Source organism: Delftia acidovorans SPH-1 (genome assembly GCF_000018665.1).
Classification (GTDB): domain Bacteria; phylum Pseudomonadota; class Gammaproteobacteria; order Burkholderiales; family Burkholderiaceae_C; genus Comamonas; species Comamonas acidovorans.
In genome coordinates this window covers 2,912,628-2,928,519 of sequence record NC_010002.1, presented here as the reverse complement: position 1 = coordinate 2,928,519, position 15,892 = coordinate 2,912,628, and the positions used below count along the sequence as shown (strand labels likewise).

Below are 15,892 nucleotides of genomic sequence, written 5' to 3'. Positions count from 1 at the left end.
AACTCAGCATTTCTTTGGAGTTATCCTCTGCGGCACACCACAACCAACGGGAACGATTGCATTGAGCATCAGCATCAACGATGTGGCCCGTGCGGCCGGGGTTTCCAAATCGACGGTATCGCGCGCGCTGGCGGGCGGCTCGGTCAGCGAGGAGGTCCGGGCGCGGGTCGCGGCCGCCGTGCAGGCCACGGGTTACCGGCCCAATCTGATGGCGCGCCGGCTGCGCGCGCGCGACGCTGGCCCCATGGGCGTGCTGGTGGCCGACATACGCAACCCGTTTTTCACGGCCCTGATCCGCGCGGTCGAGGCCGAGGCCTATCGCCAGGGCCGGCGCGTGCTGTTGTGCAATACCGACGAAGACCCGCAGCGCGAAGCCATGTACCTGCAGCTCATGCAGGAAGAGCGCATCGCGGGGCTGATCTTTGCGCCCACCCAGGCCAGCCTGCACAAGCTCGAGCGCATGCAGCTGGAGTTCCCCGTCGTCCTGGTGGACCGGGCGGGCGCCCCGGCCTTCCATGACAGCGTGGTGCTGGACAACGCCCAGGCCTGCGCCACCCTGGTCAGGCATCTGGTGGACCAGGGCCGCCGCCGCATTGCAGGCGTCTTCGGCAGCACCAGCAGCACGGCGCGCGAGCGCTGCGACGGCTATCTGGCCGCCATGCGCGATGCGGGCCTGGAGCCCGACTTGCGCCAGTTGCCTCCGACCAGCGATGCCGCCGAGGCCGAGGTCGCGCAATGGCTGCGCCAGCCGCAGCGGCCCGACGCCTTCGTGGCCAGCAACAGCCTGCTGCTGGAAGGCTGCCTGCGCGCGATACGCGCCGCAGGCCTGCGCATCCCGGGCGATGTGGCGCTTGCCGGTTTCGACAACGAGCGCTGGACAGAACTGGTGGCCCCCGCCATCACCGTGATCGAGCAGCCGGTGGAGGCCATGGGCCGCGCCGCATTCGGCCTGCTCATGGAGCGGCTGCACGCGCCCGACCTGCCGCTGCGCAAGGTGATCATGCAGGGGCGCTGCATCGTGCGCGAGTCCACCCAGGCGGCGGCCTGAGGGGCTGCGCCGGGGCGGGGATCACGCAGGGATCTGCAACTGGCGCACGGCGTCGTCCACGCTCCAGCCCGCATAGCTGGCGCGCGGCAAGGCCGGATTGCCCACGCGCGCCAGCAGGTCGCGCACGGGGTCCTTGACGCGGGCCAGGGCCAGCGGCACGCCCAGTTGCCGCAACTGGGCCGCGAAGTCGCACAGCGCCTCGACACTGGTGGCATCGAGATCGGCCGAATCTTCCAGGCTCAGCACCACGCCGCGGGGCGAAGGCAGGGATTGAAGCCGCTCCCGGATGGCCGCAAACACCGGGTCGGCATTGCCGAAGAACAGCGGCGCCTCGGGCCGCGCGATCAGCAGGCCGGCCGGCACCACCGCGTCAGGGTGGCGTGCGGCATCGACAAAGTCATGCGTGTCCCCCAGCCTGCCCAGCCAGCTCACATGCGAGCGCGACAGCGTTTGCAGCAGCATGAGCAGGCTGGCCGCGATGGCCAGCAGCAGCCCGTCGAGCACGCCCAGCGCCAGCACGGCAAAGAAGGCCAGCACCACGATCAAGCGATCCCGCCGCCAGGCGAAGTAAGGGCGCAGCGCGGCAGGGTTCAGCGTGTGGCCCACGGCGTGGATGACGATGGCGGCCAGCAGCGGCGCGGGCGTACGCTCTATCCAGGGCAGCAGCAGCCAGACGGCCAGGCCCACCACGGCGCAGGCCACCAGGCCTGCAGCGCGGCTTTGCGCGCCCGCCACCTCGTTGGCCGAGGTGGCGGAGTAGCCCGCGCCCACGGGCATGCCATGGAACACGCCCGACAGCAGGTTAGCCGCGCCCAGCGCCATCAGGTCGCGGTTGGCATCGACGCGGTCGCCGTGGCGCAGCGCAAAGGTACGGATGGAGCCATAGGACTCGGCATAGAGGATGAGCGCCATCGCAAAGGCCAGCTCGCCCAGGCGCAGCCATTCGGCGCGCGACAGCGAGGGAATGCCGGGGTTGGAGAAATCCAGCCGTATCGGCCCCACGGCCGCAATGCCCCAGCGCGCGCACCAGCCGCCCGCATCCAGCGCAATGCCGGCCGCAATCACCAGCAAGGCCGCAGGCAGGCCACGCCAGCGGGCCAGCGCACGCATCAGCAGCAACGCCGCAACGGCCATGGCCAGGCCCGCTCCATTCCAGTGCCGCCAGCCGGCCAGCAGCTCCCAGACAAAGCGCGGCAGATCGCCATGCACGGGCTGGAAGGCGACGGCATGCGGGATCTGCTTGACCACGATGGTCAGCGCCAGCCCCAGCGCAAAGCCGCGCAGCACGGGCTTGGCAATGAAATTGGAGACCGCGCCCAGCCGCGCCAGCCCCGCCACCACGAAGAACAGGCCCGTCAGCAGCACGATGCCCACGCCCAGCAGCATGCGCTGCTGCGGCGAGGTACCGGCCATGGACGCCGTGGCCGCCAGCAGCACGGCGGCAGAGGAGGATGTGGCCGAGACGATGGCGAAGCGGCTGGTCCCCAGCAGGCCATAGGCCAGCAGCCCGGCGAACAGCGCAATCACCCCGGCCTGCGGCGGCAGGCCGGCGATGCCGGAATAGGCCACGGCCTCGGGCAGCAGCAGGCCGGCGATGGACAGGCCGGCGCCCCAATCGGCCAAGGCAGGCAGGCCAGGCGCACGCATCAGGATTGCGGAGCAACGACGCCGGACCAGCCCGGCAGGTAGCGCGCCTCGGCGCCGTGCGCCAGGCCCAGGGCCTCATGCAGGGCCTGATCGGGCAAGGCAACATCGCTCTTGCCACTGCGCAGGTCCTTGGGTGCAAAGCGCGTGCGGAAAAAATCGGCCCAGAGGAATTCGACGAAAGGCGCAGTGTCCTTGGCATAGCCACCGGCCTTGCGCACGGCGCCGGCCAGGCTGCGGTAGGGGTCGTCGCGCAGGCGGTCCAGCTGCTCGGGCATCTTGGTCCAGTCGCAGCGGCGGCCGCGCTCGTCATACGGATGGGCCCATTGGTGGAACTCCATCAGGCGCCAGAACATCAGCGGATCGGCCTCGCTGAAATCGGCCAGTTGCATGACCCAGACCTGCTCCACGGACTCCTGCGTCAGCGCCAGCCCCAGGTGGTGGTGGTCAACGATGTAGTGCAGGCCACGCGGTCCCAGCACGGCCGGAAACCAGTGCGAGGCCAGAACGCCCTCGCGCTCCTTGCGCTTGAGGCGGCTCCACTGGGCGCGCTTGGTCTGCACTTCGGCGGCGCCTATGGTCATCTGCGTAGGACGCAGTGCGTCCAGCGAAACCCGGGTCAGATGCTGCTGTGCTCTCATCGTCCAACCTCCATTGCATCAAAGGTGCGGACCCGGCGGGCTGCCCGGTCCGGCATCCAGAATACGCCTTCGGAGTTACAAATGGTCGCAACAACGGACTTGCACCCATAATCGCTCACAATTTTGTCCCGTTGACCTCATGAACCAGCCCCAACATCCCATCGTCCATGGCACGGAAGACGTGCTGATCAGTCTCTGCAACTCCGTCTCGCGCGTGCTCCAGGTGGCCACGCAGTGCCAGATCCAGTATTCGGGCATGGTGCAGCGCATCACCAAGACCAGCCTCAAGCCCGACATCGGCTGCTTTGTCCTGGTGGACGGCGGCTTCTCGGGCCTGGTGATCATCAACTTCTCGGCCGCCGCCGCCATGGAGCTGTACCGCAGCTACATGCTGAGCATGGGCATGGGCGAGGACGACCTGGCCACCTCCTATACCTCGGACGATGTCAGCAACGTCATGGGCGAGCTGATGAACCAGGTGGTGGGCGACTTCACCAGCAAGGTCCAGCGCGAGCTTCAGACCTACATCACCCAGAGCCAGCCCAAGATGATCCGCCTGAACAAGCAGGTCAACCTCAGCGTGGACGCCAACCTCGACTCCCCCGAGGCGCGCCGCGTGACCTTCTACACGGGCAACAACAACATCTTCTATCTCGAACTGGCCATGGACCGCACCGAGTTCATCAAGGTCGTGGACTTCGAGCCCCAGGAGCGCCCCGATCCCGATGCGCTCATGGCCCAGACCGCCGCCAGCGCCCCGGCCGCAGCGCCCGCACCGGCCGCCAGCACCGACACCGACGAACTGCTCAAGTCGCTGGGCATGTAACTGCCGGCACACGCCCCGGCATACAACCCAGGCACACAGCCCCGGCACTGCGGGCAAGACCCTGATGCATGCGGATGTATCAGGGCGGCCCCGCAAACGACATCGTTGATATGCAGATAATTGGGATGCCAACTATTTGAATATCACCCGATGTCGTCCCCTTCCGCCCCCTTCCCGCCCAAGCAGCCCGACCCCGCCGCCGTGCAAAGGCATTTCATGTTCACGCTGGGGCAGGTGAACAAGCAGTGGCGCCGCACGCTGGACCGGCTGCTGGCGCCCATGGGACTGACCCAGGCACTGTGGATGCCGCTGATGCACCTGGCGCGCTCGCCCGAGGCCATGCGCCAGAAGGATCTGGCCCACTCCCTGGCGCTGGACAGCTCCTCCGTCGTGCGGCTGGTGGACGGCCTGGCCGCCCAGGGCTGGATAGAGCGCGTGGACGACAGCGACCGCCGCGTCAGAAAAATCCAGCTCACGCCAGCCGGCCATGCCCAGGTAGAAGCCGTGCAGGGCCTGCTTCAGCAGGCGCGCGCCCAGGTGCTGGGCGCCGTGCCGCCCGAGGAACTGGGCGCGGCCTACGCCACGCTGCAGCGCCTGCTGGAGGCCATGGCCGCCGAGCCCGCCTGCGACACGGACCTGCCCGACGAGCAGGCTGCCTGAGATGACGGCCGAGCACTCTTCGCTATCGCCCGCCCAGGGCCGTACAGCGGCCAGCCGAAAGGCGCCGCTGTGGCTGCTGGTGATCGTGACCATCGTCGGCACGCTGGCCATGCACATGTTCCTGCCCGCCCTGCCCGATGCGGCACGCCAGCTCCAGGCCGGTGCCAGCCAGATGCAGCTGACCATCACGGTCTACATCCTGGGCCTGGGCGTGGGCCAGCTGATCTATGGCCCGCTGTCGGACAGCCTGGGGCGCCGCCCCATGCTGCTGGCCGGGCTCATCCTCTATGCGCTGGCCAGCCTGGCGGCCTTTCTCGCCCCGTCCGCCCCCTGGCTGATCGGCACGCTGGCCGTGGTCGGCGGCGTGACGGCCTTCGCCATCTGGAAGCTGCTGCCGGAAACCGGCCAGCCCACGGGCCGCCTGCACCTGGGCACCATCCGCGACGACTACCGCAGCCTGCTGCGCTCTCCTGCCTTCGTGGGCTTTGCCGTGGGCGGCGGCTGCGCCACCACGTCCATCTATGCCTTCCTGGCGGCCGCGCCCTTCGTCTTCATCGAGCAGCTGCATTCCACCAAGCATGAGGTGGCCATCTACCTGGGCCTGCTCATGGGCGGCATGGCCGTGGGCAATGCGCTGGCCCGCCAGCTGATACGCCACTGGCCCCTGGAGCGGCTGATGCTCAACGGCAATCTGCTGAGCCTGGCCAGCGCGGCCATGCTGCTGTTGCTGGCCCTGTTCAACCAGCTCACGCCGGCCATCGTGGTGGGGCTGATGGTGCTGTTCGCGCTGGGCTCGGGCCTGACCAGTCCTGCGGCGCTGGCCAGCGCGCTGAGCGTGCATCCGCGCCTCACGGGCTCGGCCGCCGGTGTCTACGGCAGCACCCAGATGGCCGTGGGCGGCCTGTGCACGCTGGGCGCCAGCCTGGGCAGCAACCCGGCGCTGTCGGCAGCGCTGGCCCTGGTGGTGGCCTGCGTGCTGGGGCAACTGGGCTTTCGCAGCGCGCTGCGCCACGTGCAGCGGGCGCCCGGCTGAGGGCCGCCCCGGCGAGGGCCGCCCTGGCTGAGAGCCACAGTCGCCCAGGCGACGGTCCGGCCGAATGCGGGTGCGAGGCGCGCAGGCCCTCGATTACATTGGCGCAGCCGTGGCCAGCCGTCACGGCCCACAGGAGACAAAAAACCATGCGCCAACTTTCCTTTTCCATCGTCCTGCGCCAGGCCGCCACCGGCACGCTGGCAGCCGCCGCGCTGCTGGCCGGCACAGCCGCCCAGGCCGGCTCCATCGAGGCCGCCGAGTTCAAGAGCGCCACGCTGCAGCGCAGCTGGACCTACAACGTCTACCTGCCCACGGGCTACGACGCCCAGTCCAGGCTGCGCTATCCCGTCATGTACCTGCTGCACGGCAATGACGGCCAGCGCAACGACTGGCCCGTCAAGGGCAACCTGCTGCGCACGGTTGACCAGCTGATCCAGAACGGGGAGATCCCGCCCGCCATCATCGTCATGCCCGACGCGGGAACAACCTGGTACGTGGACCTCAAGGAGCCCATGGAGACGGCCTTCTTCCAGGACCTCGTCCCCCATGTCGAGAAGAAGTACCGCACCCTCACCAGCCGCGATGGCCGCGTGATCGGCGGCCTGTCCATGGGCGGCTATGGCGCGCTGCGCTACGTGCTCAAGTACCCCGAGAAATTCCAGGCCGCCGCCCTGCTGAGCCCCGCCATCTACAACCCCGAGCCGCCCGCCGATTCCTCGGCACGCTCGGTCAAGGTCTTTGCCGAACCCAACACCGGCGGCCAGTACAGCACCACGGTCTGGAAGAGCTACAACTACCCTGTGCTGTGGGACAGCTTTCTCGCCCGCAAGATCAGCGTGCCCATGTACATCAACTCGGGCGACGATGATGAATTCATGATCGAGTCCGACGCCGCCCAGCTCTACGCCCAGCTGCGCAGGAACAAGCAGCCTGCCGAGCTGCGCATCGTCAACGGCAAGCATGAATGGCCGGTCTGGGAAAGCACCATCGGCGATGCGCTCAAGTACGTGTTCCGCACCGTGCGCCGCCCGCAGGCGGACAACTGATCCAGGCCATGAAGCAAAAAAAGGGGAGCCGGCCGGCTCCCCTTTTTTGATTGCATCAGCAGGTCTTACAGATTGCCGACCATCTTGGCAGGGATCACCCAGGCGTCGAACTGTTCGCCGGTCAGGTGGCCGGAAGCCACGGCGGCTTCACGCAGGCTGGAGCCTTCCTTGTGCGACTTCTTGGCGATGTAGGCCGCCTTGTCGTAGCCGATGTGCGGGTTCAGCGCCGTCACCAGCATCAGCGAGCGCTGCACCAGTTCGGTGATGCGCTCGCGGTTGGGCTCGATGCCCACGGCGCAGTGGTCGTTGAAGCTCTTCATGCCATCGGCCAGCAGGCGCACGCTCTGCAGGAAGTTGTGCGAGACCATGGGGCGGAACACGTTCAGCTCGAAGTTGCCCGAGGCGCCGCCGAAGTTGATGGCCACGTCGTTGCCGAAGACCTGGGCCGCCAGCATGGTCACGGCTTCGCTCTGCGTGGGGTTGACCTTGCCGGGCATGATGGACGAGCCGGGCTCGTTCTCGGGGATGGAGATCTCGCCCAGGCCGCTGCGCGGGCCCGAGGCCAGCCAGCGCACGTCGTTGGCGATCTTCATCATGCTGGCGGCCAGCGTCTTGAGCGCGCCGTGGGCGTGGACCAGGCCGTCGCACGAGGCCAGGGCCTCGAACTTGCTGGGCGCCGTCACGAACGGGTAGCCGGTGAGCTGGGACAGCTCGGCCGCCACGCCCTCGGCATAGCCCTTGGGCGCATTCAGGCCCGTGCCCACGGCCGTGCCGCCCAGCGCCAGCTCGTACAGGTGCGGCAGCGCGGCGCGCACATGCTTTTCGCCATGGGCCAGCTGGGCCACCCAGCCCGAGATTTCCTGGCCCAGCGTCAGCGGCGTGGCGTCCTGCAGATGGGTGCGGCCGATCTTGACGATGTCGGCATAGGCCTCGCTCTTGGCCTGCAGCGTGTTGCGCAGCAGGGCAAGGGCGGGCAGCAGCTTTTGCTCGATGGCCGTGACGGCAGCCACGTGCATGGCGGTCGGGAACACGTCGTTGCTCGACTGGCTCTTGTTCACGTCGTCATTGGGGTGGACCAGGCGCGACTCGCCGCGCTCGCCACCGAGGATTTCGCTAGCGCGGTTGGCCAGCACCTCGTTGACGTTCATGTTGGTCTGCGTGCCCGAGCCGGTCTGCCAGACCACCAGCGGGAACTCGTCCGGGTGCTTGCCGGCGATCACCTCGTCGGCGGCGGCCAGGATGGCCTGGGTCTTCTTCTCGTCCAGCAGGCCCAGCTTGTGGTTGACGGTGGCCGAGGCCTTCTTGACCTGGGCCAGCGCGTGGATGATCTCGCGCGGCTGCTGCTCGCCGCTGATGTCGAAGTTCTGCAGCGAACGCTGCGTCTGCGCACCCCAGAGCTTGTCTGCGGGGACGGCTATGGGTCCGAAAGTGTCTTTTTCCTGGCGGGTCGCGGTCATTGGTATGGACTCCTTGGTGAAAACAACGCGGCGCAGTTGGCTGGAGGCAGGTCGGCGGGCCGCGCAGGACGTGGCTCGGGGATATCTGGCTGGCAGGGCCGCAATGGCAAAAACCCGCTCATGGTAACTCCGTAAATGGGAACCTCTCGCATCCGTCCCCCACCGAGGTGTCGCCGAGGCGGGCTTGTCCAGGCAAACCCCTCGACTCTTGTACAAGACTGCGGCCATTGCGTGCACTTTTCCCCCTGCAGCGCCGATAATCGCCCCCGGGATTCCCCTCCCCTGTTCCCCCGATCAAAAAGACACCCCACCGATGACCACCACGATCCGCCAGCAGGACCTGATCGATTCGATCGCAGGCGCCCTGCAGTACATCAGCTACTATCACCCCGCCGACTACATCGCCCACCTGGCCCGCGCCTACGAACGCGAGCAGAGCCCGGCGGCCAAGGACGCGATGGCCCAGATCCTGACCAACTCCAAGATGTCGGCCACCGGCCACCGCCCGATCTGCCAGGACACCGGCATCGTCAACGTGTTCCTGAAGGTGGGCATGGACGTGCGCTGGGAAGGCTTCACGGGCGGCCTGGAAGACGCCATCAACGAAGGCGTACGCCGCGGCTACAACCACCCCGAGAACACGCTGCGTGCCTCGGTCGTGGCCGATCCGCTGTTCGCCCGCAAGAACACCAAGGACAACACGCCTGCCGTCATCAACGTGCAGATCGTGCCCGGCGACAAGCTGGACGTGACCGTGGCCGCCAAGGGCGGCGGCTCGGAGAACAAGTCCAAGATGATCATGATGAACCCCAGCGACAACCTGGTGGACTGGGTTCTCAAGACTGTTCCGACCATGGGCGCGGGCTGGTGCCCGCCGGGCATGCTGGGCATCGGCATCGGCGGCACCGCCGAGAAGGCCGTGCTGCTGGCCAAGGAAAGCCTGATGGAAGACCTGGACATGTACGAGCTGCAGGCCAAGGCCGCGCGCGGAGAAAAGCTCGACCAGGTCGAGGAACTGCGCCTGGAGCTGTACGAGAAGGTCAACGCCCTGGGCATCGGCGCGCAAGGCCTGGGCGGCCTGGCCACCGTGCTGGACATCAAGATCAAGATGTACCCCACGCACGCGGCCTCCAAGCCCGTGGCCATGATCCCCAACTGCGCGGCCACTCGCCACGCGCACTTCGTGATGGACGGCTCCGGCGCGGTCTACATGGACGCGCCCTCGCTGGACCTGTGGCCCAAGATCGACTGGGAGCCCGACTACAACAAGTCGCGCCGCGTGGACCTCAACGCACTGAGCAAGGAAGAAGTGGCCAGCTGGAAGCCCGGCGACACCCTGCTGCTCAACGGCAAGATGCTCACGGGCCGCGATGCCGCCCACAAGCGCATCCAGGACATGCTGGCCAAGGGCGAGAAGCTGCCCGTGGACTTCACCAACCGCGTGATCTACTACGTCGGCCCCGTGGACCCGGTCAAGGACGAAGCCGTGGGCCCCGCAGGCCCGACCACGGCCACCCGCATGGACAAGTTCACCGACATGATGCTGGAGCAGACCGGCCTGATCGCCATGATCGGCAAGGCCGAGCGCGGCCCGGTGGCCATCGAGTCCATCAAGAACCACAAGTCGGCCTACCTGATGGCCGTGGGCGGTGCCGCCTACCTGGTGTCCAAGGCCATCAAGAACGCCAAGGTCGTGGGCTTCGAGGACCTGGGCATGGAAGCCATCTACGAATTCGACGTGGTGGACATGCCCGTGACCGTCGCCGTGGATGCCGGCGGCACCAGCGCCCACATCACCGGCCCTGCCGAATGGCAACAGCGCATTGCATCGGGCGAGTTCAAGACCATTGAGATCGCCTCGGCCTGAAGCCGGTGCCAAGCGCAAAGAGGCCGCCTTCGGGCGGTCTTTTCATTGGTGCGGGCATTTGTGACAGACTGCCCGCTGCCTGCAACACAGCCCATTCAACATGACCATCGCGCTCGTCCTCATCGCCCTGCTGGCCGTGACCAGCCTGGCCTGGCGCCTGTCCTCCCGCCGCCATGTCCTGCCCTGCCCGTCCTGGCTGCGCTGGATGGTCGAGCTTGACAACCCCTTCGCGGCCAGCAACAAGGCCGCCTTCATCGTCAGGCAACTGCAGATCCAGCCGGGCATGAAGGTGCTGGATGCGGGCTGCGGCCCGGGCCGCGTCACCCTGCCATTGGCACGTGCCGTCGGCGCGCAGGGACAGGTGCTGGCCGTGGACCTGCAGCCGGCCATGCTCGAACAGGTGGCGGCCAAGGCGCGCACCCAGGGGCTGGAGAATGTGCGCACCCAGGCGGCTGCACTGGGCCAGGGGCAGCTTGAAGCGCAGCAGCACGACCGCGCCGTGATGGCCGCCGTGCTGGGAGAGATTCCGGACCGCCAGGCCGCGCTGGCCGACGTGTTCCAGAGCCTGCGCCCTGGCGGCCTGCTGGCCGTGGCCGAGCTGGTCTTCGACCCGCATTTCCAGCGCCGCACCAGCGTGGAAAAGCTGGCAGGCGAGGCAGGCTTCATCCCCCACTCCTTCCACGGCCATGCAGCCGCGTATCTGCTGGTACTGCAGCGCCCTCTCCAACCATGACCACCACACATTCCCCTGTAGCGACCCTGCGGACACCGCGCCTGATACTGCGCCAGTGGCAGGCCGGCGACCGACAGCCCTTTGCCGCGCTGAATGCCGACCCTCAGGTCATGGAGCACTTTCCGGCACTGCTCAGCCGTGAACAAAGCGATGCCATGGCAGACAGGATCCAGGCACTGATCGAGGAACGCGGCTGGGGCTTCTGGGCGGCAGAGCACCTTGCCAGCGGCGAGTTCATGGGCTTCATCGGGCTGCATGCTCCCGCCGCGTCTTTGCCGTTCTCGCCCTGCGTGGAAATCGGCTGGCGGCTCGCCCGGCCTTTCTGGGGCCAGGGCCTGGCCAGCGAAGGCGCACGGGCGGCGCTGGAGCACGGCTTCGGCGCGTTGCATCTGGAGTCCATCGTCTCGTTCACCGCGCTGTCCAACCTGCGTTCTCAGGCCGTGATGCAGCGCCTGGGCATGGAACGCGACGCCCATGACTTCGACCATCCGGAGGTGCCGGCAGGCCATGCGCTGCGCAGGCATTGCCTGTATCGCCTGACACATGCCCAATGGCTGCAGCAGCAAGCCATGGCCGCAGCATGAACGCGCCCGAGCGGGCATACTGGGCGCCGCCTCCAAAAGCCTTTATCCGTATCTCCACATGACCTCCCCGGCCTCTCCCATCGGCGTCTTCGACAGCGGCATCGGCGGCCTCAGCGTGCTGCAGGCGCTGCGCCATGAACTGCCGCATGAGCGCTTCGTCTACCTGGCCGACAGCGGCAATGCACCCTATGGCGATGCGCGTGGCGATGCCTTCGTTCAGCAGCGCACGCGCACCATTGCGCGCCATCTGCGCGAGCAGCACCAGATCAAGGTGCTGGTGATCGCCTGCAACACAGCCACGGCAGCGGCCGTGGACATGCTGCGCGCCGAAATGCCCGAACTGCCCCTGATCGGCGTGGAGCCCGCCATCAAGCCCGCTTCGCTGTCGAGCCAGACCGGCCACGTGGGCGTGATGGCCACACGCGGCACGGTGAGCAGCGCACGCTTTGCCCGGTTGGTGGCCGAGCATGGCCAGCGCGTGCAATTCCATGTCCAGCCGTGCGACGGACTGGCCAAGGCCATCGAGGAAAGCACGGAGCAACCCGTTCCCGCCGACCCCATGGCCACCGAGGTCGCGCAACTGTGCGCCAGGTATGTGAATGCCCTGGGCAGCTTCGGACAGAAGACGGGTGAGATGGATTCCCTGGTGCTGGGCTGCACCCACTACATATTCGCCCGCGAGCAGTTGCGCACGCTGCTGGGGCCGGACATCCAGTTCATCGACACCGGCGCTCCGGTGGCACGCCAGACGCGGCGCGTGCTGGACCGCCTGGGCACCCTGACCAGCGAATCAGGACCCTTGCCAGCGGCAGAGGGCCAGGTCCAGCTGATGACCACGGGATCGCTGCAGGCCCTGCAGTCTGCCGCATCGCGCTGGCTGGAGCTGCCCGCGCAATGCTGCTCGTCCGTTCAGGTCGGCGAATCCAGCGCCGTCCCAGCGGCCGCTTGAATCAGGGCTGCGCCTGCCACAGGCGCCGGCCCGAGTGGTCCATCCAGCTCAGGTACAGGCGCAGTTCGAACTCCAGCTGGTGGTAGTCGGGTTCCATGTGCGTGCACAGCTGGTAGAAGGCCTTGTCGTGGTCGGGCTCGCGCAGATGGGCCAGCTCATGGACGACGATCATGCGCAAGAAAGCCTCGGGCGCCTGCTTGAACAGTGCGCCGATGCGGATCTCATGCCGTGCATTGAGGCGGCTTCCCTGCACCACGGTGCGGCGCGTGTGCAGGCCCAGGGCGTTGTGGACCACATGGATGCGGCCGTCATAGGCCACCTTGTTCAGCGTGCCGGCATTGCGCATGTGCCGGCCCTTGAGGGCGTCCACGTAGTCATAGAGGCTCTTGTCCGTGCGCACGGCATGGGCCTCGGGATGCTTGCGCAGCAGCCAGGCCTCGGCCTTGTCATCGGCCAGCCAGCCACGCACCTGCGACTGCAGCGCGGCCGGGTAGGCGGACAGGTAGGGAAGAGGTAGTGCACCGCCAGCCACCTCACGCCGCTGCTCGCGCTGGCGGCGCACGGTCTCGGTGACTGCTCCGGAGTACTTGGGCGTGCTGGCCTGTGCCGCCATGGCTGTACGCTGCGCGGGGCAGCGCCTTGCGCTCAATGCAGGTGGCGTGGGCGGCGGTTGCCGCCGTGGCCCGAACCCGATCCACCCATGCCGCGCGGCGGCTTGCCGATCTCCAGCGAGCTGACCAAGGCGTCGAAGCGCTGGGAGAACAGCTTGTCGATCTCCTGCACCACGCCACCCAGCTCCGAGCCGTCGAAATGGCGCTCCATCAGGTTGACCACGTCCTGCACCAGCAGATCGCGCTGCACCTGCATGATGGCCGCGGGCGTCGGGCCAACGAAGAGCATGACGAAGTCGTCGCGCGACTCGGCCTCTTCGGACTCCTCTTCCTCGTCGAACTCGGTGTCGTAGAAGGTCACCTCGATGGCCGCGCCCTGCTCGGCCAGTTCATTGATGCCCATGCACATGTCGTCCAGCGATTGGCGGAAATCCTCGTCACCACGCACGGTCCAGCACACCTGGAGCAGGCGCTCCTTGGTATCGAACTGGATGCCTGGCTCTTCCTCATAGACGCTGCCAGCGCCATCAGCCAGGGAACGGGCCCCCGCATACTTCCACAGCGGACCCAGCGCTTCCTGCAACTGCTCGTAGGTCGTGTCGGGGCGCAGCAGCACTTGGCCGTGCACGTGGATTTCAAATGGAGCGTTGTAATTCGACATGTTCTCGTCTGGGATGAGTTTGGCCACACCTGTCACGCCGCACCATGTGCCACGATCAACGTCAACGGAACGCATGCAGGCATAGCCATCACTGTCTGCCCGAGCCGCGCCATCCAGGCAAGCAGCCCGGGGCCTGATGAATGGATTCTCGCACGTTATGCCAACGGGCAAGGACTTGGCAAGGCATGGACACCGTGCAGCGCAGCAAGCGGGCAGGACCGTCGATGCACGTTGCGGCCCGACGCCTGAATTTGCGGAACAGCAGGCGCCTTGGCTGCTTCAATCCGCTACCGTATAGATAGCAACAATGCTTAGTACGTATTGGGTTGTGGTGCCCCGAGCCGGGATCGAACCGGCACGCCCCTGTTCGGAAGCGGCGGATTTTAAGTCCGCAGTGTCTACCAATTTCACCATCGGGGCCCTGCACCGCAGCGTCACAGGTCAGCGCGAACTGCTCACACCTGCAACTGCAGCACCAACGAAAAAGGGAAGCGTTACCGCTTCCCTTTTTTCTGAATTGGAGCGGGAAAACGGGTTCGAACCGTCGACCTCAACCTTGGCAAGGTTGCGCTCTACCAACTGAGCTATTCCCGCGTATCTGTAAAGCTGTGCGCTTTACAGAGCAGACTTGAATTCTAGCGCAGATTTTTGGTGCTTCGGAAGAAGCCCGTAAAAAATCTGCACCAAGGCAGATCACAGCCTGCCTTGCACCTTGCGGCGGCAGGCTGCTTCACCGTCGACGCCTACTTGCCGTCAATGCGATCCTGCATGCGCTGGGCCCGCTGTTCGGACGGTGGATGGGAGCTCAGGATGGAGCTGCCGCCGCTGCCAGCGCTGAGCTTGGCCAGCTTCTGGAACGATGTGACCAGCCCCTGGCGGCTCATCTTCTTTTCCGTGAGCAGATCGAAGGAGTAGTCATCGGCCGCCGATTCCTGCGACTGCGAGAACTGGGCATTGATGAACTTCTCACCCAGATCACCCGCCTGCGAACGCGACAGCGAGGCCAGCGCCGAATTGCCGCTATTGGCCGCAATAGAACGTGCGGCCGACGCCGCATAGGCCGTCTGCATGCGCTTCTTGCTGTGACCCAGTGCCACGTGCCCGATTTCATGGCCAATCACGCCACGCAGCTCGTCATCGTTCATCAGATCCATCAGGCCGCTGTAGACACGAATGCAGCCATTGGCCATGGCCCAGGCATTCACGTCCTGCGTCATATAGACCTTGTAGACAGCCTTCTTCCCATTGACAGCCTGCGGCATGCCGGCAATCACCTTGTTCAGCCGCAGCGTGTACTTGCTCTTTGCATCTGCCACCTTGTTCTGGGCATCCATGGCTGCGCAGGAATCATTGGACAGGGTGACCACGTCGTCATCCGTGAGCGTCATGGCCTTCATGGCCGTGGAGCCCGAATCCAGCAATCCGCCCACATCGGGAGACTCCATGGTTTTACAGCCCGCCAGCACCACGCCGCTGGCAACAATCGCCATCAATAACTTGATCTTCATAATCCCTCCCGATAAATGAAGCGCGCATCATATCCACGACCCGCCAATTCAATCTACCGGCAATGACAACCCATTTGCAATTTCTTGCAATTTCTCAATGGATAAGCAATGCCAAATTTCAATGACGACTGCTCACTCAAAACAAATGGAAACAATTAAATTCACCAAATCAGCAATGAATGACCAAAACAGGCATGCAGCCATGCTGTCGATGCACAAAGCGTGAAGCACCGCCATGGCACCGAATCGGAAGAGAAGAAGATGCGCCAGCCAAGTCGAGGCCGCTGCGGAGACATGGCACCAAGGACGAACAACGATCCGTGATGCAGAAAAAGAAAAAGGCCCCGAAGGGCCTTTTGAACACTGTATCTGCAATGAATTTTTGGAGGCGCGAACCAGAGTCGAACTGGTCTAACCGGATTTGCAATCCGGGGCATAACCGCTTTGCTATCGCGCCAAGATCACTATCAAACATGCAGCATTGCTGCAGTTTTTAAAACTGGAGCGGGAAAACGGGTTCGAACCGTCGACCTCAACCTTGGCAAGGTTGCGCTCTACCAACTGAGCTATTCCCGCAAAAAATTCAAGCAACCAACCGTCACCTGAATCGGATGCGCACCAGGC

At 65.8% G+C, this 15,892-nt stretch carries 15 protein-coding genes and 4 tRNA genes; 9 read left to right on the top strand and 10 right to left on the bottom strand.

From position 1 onward, the window contains the following. The first annotated feature begins 61 nt into the window (after positions 1–61). On the top strand, positions 62–1,048 hold the full coding sequence (locus DACI_RS13360) for a LacI family DNA-binding transcriptional regulator (protein ID WP_012204546.1): 987 nt from the start codon (positions 62–64) through the stop codon (positions 1,046–1,048). Positions 1,049–1,069: 21 nt separating this feature from the next. On the opposite strand, the gene DACI_RS13355 is transcribed toward DACI_RS13360, so the two are convergent. Both DACI_RS13355 and DACI_RS13350 read right to left on the bottom strand, forming a co-directional pair. Next, a complete protein-coding gene (locus DACI_RS13355) occupies positions 1,070–2,695 on the bottom strand; it encodes a SulP family inorganic anion transporter (protein WP_012204545.1) in 1,626 nt (541 codons plus the stop codon). Next, positions 2,695–3,333 (bottom strand): ParB-like protein, encoded by a 639-nt coding sequence (locus tag DACI_RS13350; protein WP_012204544.1) that lies wholly within the window; start codon positions 3,331–3,333, stop codon positions 2,695–2,697. The genes DACI_RS13355 and DACI_RS13350 overlap by 1 nt, the downstream gene beginning before the upstream one ends. Positions 3,334–3,472: 139 nt before the next feature. Between DACI_RS13350 and DACI_RS13345 the strand changes: the two genes are divergently transcribed. The 4 genes from DACI_RS13345 (at position 3,473) to DACI_RS13330 (ending at position 6,898) form a co-directional block, all read left to right on the top strand. Beyond that, positions 3,473–4,159, top strand: a complete 687-nt coding sequence (locus tag DACI_RS13345; RefSeq protein WP_012204543.1) for a DUF3334 family protein — start codon at positions 3,473–3,475, stop codon at positions 4,157–4,159. A 150-nt stretch (positions 4,160–4,309) separates the two neighbouring features. Continuing rightward, complete coding sequence (locus DACI_RS13340; protein ID WP_012204542.1) at positions 4,310–4,819, top strand: MarR family winged helix-turn-helix transcriptional regulator; 510 nt, start codon at positions 4,310–4,312, stop codon at positions 4,817–4,819. A 1-nt stretch (position 4,820) separates the two neighbouring features. Further along, positions 4,821–5,852 (top strand): MFS transporter, encoded by a 1,032-nt coding sequence (locus DACI_RS13335; protein WP_012204541.1) that lies wholly within the window; start codon positions 4,821–4,823, stop codon positions 5,850–5,852. A gap of 146 nt (positions 5,853–5,998) precedes the next feature. After that, positions 5,999–6,898 carry an alpha/beta hydrolase gene (locus DACI_RS13330; protein WP_012204540.1) on the top strand — a complete coding sequence of 300 codons (900 nt, stop codon included), beginning with the start codon at positions 5,999–6,001 and terminating at the stop codon, positions 6,896–6,898. Positions 6,899–6,963: 65 nt separating this feature from the next. On the opposite strand, the gene fumC is transcribed toward DACI_RS13330, so the two are convergent. Further along, the gene (gene fumC / locus DACI_RS13325) at positions 6,964–8,355 is read right to left on the bottom strand and encodes a class II fumarate hydratase (protein WP_012204539.1); all 1,392 of its coding nucleotides are present in this window, start codon (positions 8,353–8,355) and stop codon (positions 6,964–6,966) included. A gap of 313 nt (positions 8,356–8,668) precedes the next feature. Between fumC and DACI_RS13320 the strand changes: the two genes are divergently transcribed. From DACI_RS13320 to murI, 4 genes are all read left to right on the top strand, one after another. Continuing rightward, positions 8,669–10,222, top strand: a complete 1,554-nt coding sequence (locus DACI_RS13320) for a fumarate hydratase (RefSeq protein ID WP_012204538.1) — start codon at positions 8,669–8,671, stop codon at positions 10,220–10,222. A gap of 100 nt (positions 10,223–10,322) precedes the next feature. After that, on the top strand, positions 10,323–10,955 hold the full coding sequence (locus tag DACI_RS13315; RefSeq protein WP_012204537.1) for a class I SAM-dependent methyltransferase: 633 nt from the start codon (positions 10,323–10,325) through the stop codon (positions 10,953–10,955). After that, positions 10,952–11,539: a GNAT family N-acetyltransferase gene (locus tag DACI_RS13310; RefSeq protein ID WP_012204536.1), complete on the top strand. Its 588-nt coding sequence runs from the start codon at positions 10,952–10,954 to the stop codon at positions 11,537–11,539. Before DACI_RS13315 ends, DACI_RS13310 begins: the two co-directional genes overlap by 4 nt. A gap of 58 nt (positions 11,540–11,597) precedes the next feature. After that, the gene (murI, locus tag DACI_RS13305; RefSeq protein ID WP_012204535.1) at positions 11,598–12,488 is read left to right on the top strand and encodes a glutamate racemase; all 891 of its coding nucleotides are present in this window, start codon (positions 11,598–11,600) and stop codon (positions 12,486–12,488) included. Position 12,489: 1 nt separating this feature from the next. Here murI and DACI_RS13300 read toward each other — a convergent pair whose 3' ends face one another. From DACI_RS13300 to DACI_RS13270, 7 genes are all read right to left on the bottom strand, one after another. Next, on the bottom strand, positions 12,490–13,101 hold the full coding sequence (locus DACI_RS13300) for a M48 metallopeptidase family protein (protein ID WP_012204534.1): 612 nt from the start codon (positions 13,099–13,101) through the stop codon (positions 12,490–12,492). 32 nt (positions 13,102–13,133) lie between these two features. After that, complete coding sequence (locus DACI_RS13295; protein ID WP_013803265.1) at positions 13,134–13,760, bottom strand: DUF6806 family protein; 627 nt, start codon at positions 13,758–13,760, stop codon at positions 13,134–13,136. Between the two features lie 329 nt (positions 13,761–14,089). Further along, a tRNA-Leu gene (locus DACI_RS13290) sits at positions 14,090–14,180 on the bottom strand. A 98-nt stretch (positions 14,181–14,278) separates the two neighbouring features. Continuing rightward, a tRNA-Gly gene (locus DACI_RS13285) sits at positions 14,279–14,354 on the bottom strand. Positions 14,355–14,503: 149 nt separating this feature from the next. Continuing rightward, a complete protein-coding gene (loiP, locus tag DACI_RS13280; protein ID WP_012204532.1) occupies positions 14,504–15,268 on the bottom strand; it encodes a metalloprotease LoiP in 765 nt (254 codons plus the stop codon). 383 nt (positions 15,269–15,651) lie between these two features. Further along, positions 15,652–15,725: transfer RNA gene (locus DACI_RS13275), tRNA-Cys, on the bottom strand. Between the two features lie 43 nt (positions 15,726–15,768). After that, positions 15,769–15,844, bottom strand: a tRNA-Gly gene (locus DACI_RS13270). Between the last annotated feature and the right edge of the window lie 48 nt (positions 15,845–15,892).

What these genes read in the sequence shown, in the direction of transcription:
- fumC (WP_012204539.1), bottom strand. Translation starts at nt 8,355, where the DNA reads ATGACCGCGACCCGCCAGGAAAAAGACACTTTCGGACCCATAGCCGTC.
- murI (WP_012204535.1), top strand. Translation starts at nt 11,598, where the DNA reads ATGACCTCCCCGGCCTCTCCCATCGGCGTCTTCGACAGCGGCATCGGC.
- DACI_RS13320 (WP_012204538.1), top strand. Translation starts at nt 8,669, where the DNA reads ATGACCACCACGATCCGCCAGCAGGACCTGATCGATTCGATCGCAGGC.
- DACI_RS13335 (WP_012204541.1), top strand. Translation starts at nt 4,821, where the DNA reads ATGACGGCCGAGCACTCTTCGCTATCGCCCGCCCAGGGCCGTACAGCG.
- DACI_RS13315 (WP_012204537.1), top strand. Translation starts at nt 10,323, where the DNA reads ATGACCATCGCGCTCGTCCTCATCGCCCTGCTGGCCGTGACCAGCCTG.
- DACI_RS13350 (WP_012204544.1), bottom strand. Translation starts at nt 3,333, where the DNA reads ATGAGAGCACAGCAGCATCTGACCCGGGTTTCGCTGGACGCACTGCGT.
- DACI_RS13355 (WP_012204545.1), bottom strand. Translation starts at nt 2,695, where the DNA reads ATGCGTGCGCCTGGCCTGCCTGCCTTGGCCGATTGGGGCGCCGGCCTG.
- DACI_RS13340 (WP_012204542.1), top strand. Translation starts at nt 4,310, where the DNA reads ATGTCGTCCCCTTCCGCCCCCTTCCCGCCCAAGCAGCCCGACCCCGCC.
- DACI_RS13310 (WP_012204536.1), top strand. Translation starts at nt 10,952, where the DNA reads ATGACCACCACACATTCCCCTGTAGCGACCCTGCGGACACCGCGCCTG.
- DACI_RS13295 (WP_013803265.1), bottom strand. Translation starts at nt 13,760, where the DNA reads ATGTCGAATTACAACGCTCCATTTGAAATCCACGTGCACGGCCAAGTG.
- DACI_RS13300 (WP_012204534.1), bottom strand. Translation starts at nt 13,101, where the DNA reads ATGGCGGCACAGGCCAGCACGCCCAAGTACTCCGGAGCAGTCACCGAG.
- DACI_RS13345 (WP_012204543.1), top strand. Translation starts at nt 3,473, where the DNA reads ATGAACCAGCCCCAACATCCCATCGTCCATGGCACGGAAGACGTGCTG.
- DACI_RS13330 (WP_012204540.1), top strand. Translation starts at nt 5,999, where the DNA reads ATGCGCCAACTTTCCTTTTCCATCGTCCTGCGCCAGGCCGCCACCGGC.
- loiP (WP_012204532.1), bottom strand. Translation starts at nt 15,268, where the DNA reads ATGAAGATCAAGTTATTGATGGCGATTGTTGCCAGCGGCGTGGTGCTG.